This is a genomic window from Brevibacterium salitolerans (assembly GCF_039531405.1).
Lineage (GTDB): Bacteria > Actinomycetota > Actinomycetes > Actinomycetales > Brevibacteriaceae > Brevibacterium > Brevibacterium salitolerans.
Genome location: NZ_BAAAPZ010000013.1, coordinates 1 through 1,387, shown reverse-complemented (window position 1 = coordinate 1,387; position 1,387 = coordinate 1). Strand labels below are relative to the sequence as shown.

Annotated in this window: 3 protein-coding genes; 2 read left to right on the top strand and 1 reads right to left on the bottom strand. The window is 65.5% G+C overall.

Going from position 1 to position 1,387, the window contains the following annotated elements; all coding sequences use genetic code 11:
• Positions 1–195, bottom strand: a 195-nt coding sequence (locus ABD240_RS13020; RefSeq protein ID WP_344337696.1) for a hypothetical protein, incomplete at its 3' end; no start/stop codon positions are given.
• 477 nt (positions 196–672) lie between these two features.
• On the opposite strand from ABD240_RS13020, the gene relB reads away from it, so the two are divergent.
• Both relB and ABD240_RS13010 read left to right on the top strand, forming a co-directional pair.
• Positions 673–900 carry a type II toxin-antitoxin system RelB family antitoxin gene (relB, locus tag ABD240_RS13015; protein ID WP_344337695.1) on the top strand — a complete coding sequence of 76 codons (228 nt, stop codon included), beginning with the start codon at positions 673–675 and terminating at the stop codon, positions 898–900.
• Positions 884–1,156, top strand: a complete 273-nt coding sequence (locus ABD240_RS13010; protein WP_344337693.1) for a type II toxin-antitoxin system RelE family toxin — start codon at positions 884–886, stop codon at positions 1,154–1,156. Before relB ends, ABD240_RS13010 begins: the two co-directional genes overlap by 17 nt.
• Positions 1,157–1,387: the final 231 nt, after the last annotated feature.

The following is a 1,387-nucleotide window of genomic DNA, read 5'->3' as shown; positions in this document are numbered from 1 at the left end:
CAGGAGCGTGAGGACGGGCTCGTTGTCGTAGAAGAAGATCACGAGGAAGAACGGCGCCATCACCAGGAAGACGTCGCTGACGCGCTTGTGGATCTCACGGCTTGCCGTGTGGGGACGTGGGCGCCCCTCGAGGAAGTCGGCCCATTTCGCGTCCCGGGCGGTGACATGTCCGGTCCGTGTGGCGGCGTCGGCCACCGTGGCGGCCTTTGGTGACCGCGAGGAGTTCTTTGATCGCAGGCAGGGTGGGATGGCGTGTGCGGCGCCGGCGGAAGGTCCGCACCTACCAGGCGTGTGGGGCAGCGCAGCCGCGACAGGGGCGTCACGCCTGCTTCGCCCCGAGGCCATCGATGTCCGGGGATCCCTCAACCCGTTCACGTCGGAGCCCTGTCGTGCATGCGTCGCGCACTCACCGGTCCGGTCACTCGCGCAGCAGGCGTGTGCCGTGCCGAACCAGGTCGCTGTGACCCGGAACGCCGGTCGGCGTGGGCGTACCGTCCGTACCGCGTTCCCTCAGGGTGTCGGTGGGTTTGCGCTGTCCTGGTGTCTCGGCGCCGGCGGCAGGGGGCACGAGCCTTTGCGAGGGCGTGTCGGTTCAGCACGCTGCCGGCTCGAACCTCTGGTCGTCTCGCCGTGGAGCGAATACAATGAATACGTGTACTCAGGAGGTGCAGTATGCCGACGACGGTTCGTCTCAACACCGACCTCGAACAGCGGATCAGGAAGCTGGCGGCAGAGACTGGGCGGTCTCAGAGCTTCTACATCAATCAGATGATCGAACGGGAGATCGATCGCATCGAGTGGGAGTACGCAATCCTGCGCGATGTGGAGGCTCATCGGGCGGGAGAGCTCAAGACGGTCTCCCACCGCGACCTGAAGGCTGAACTTGGCCTGGACGATTGAGTACGCCCCGCGGGTCGTGAAGGCCTTCCGGCGTGAGCTCGACCGTGCGACGGTGCGCCGGATGATCGCCAAGCTCGAGGAGGCGGCTGAACTGGATGACCCCACGGCCACGGCGAAGCCGATGCGAGGCAACCTCAAAGGGCTGTGGTCCTACCGGATCGCCGGCGGCTATCGGGTGATCGTCGACGTGCAGCCGGACAGACTGGTGATCTTCGCCGTGGAGGCAGGTCCGCGCCGGGACGTGTACGAGAGATAGCGGGGGGCTTCCGATCCCCTCCGCCGGTGAGTCTGGAACCCGCCACGACGCAGTGACGCAGGTCACATGCGTTCCAGCTTGCGCGGCTGCTCGCCGTTGCACTAGAGTAAGTTCTCGCCCGCCGGAGAGAAGGCAGTAGCTGAACAGCTGATGTACCGACCGGCGGAGTGGTTCACCAATCTTTGAGGGTCATGGCCGTGGGGTTGTGGGTAGTAGGGGTTTGTGTGTCTG

Bases quoted from the DNA above. Each gene is read 5' to 3' on its own strand.
- relB (WP_344337695.1), top strand. From the start codon at position 673: ATGCCGACGACGGTTCGTCTCAACACCGACCTCGAACAGCGGATCAGG.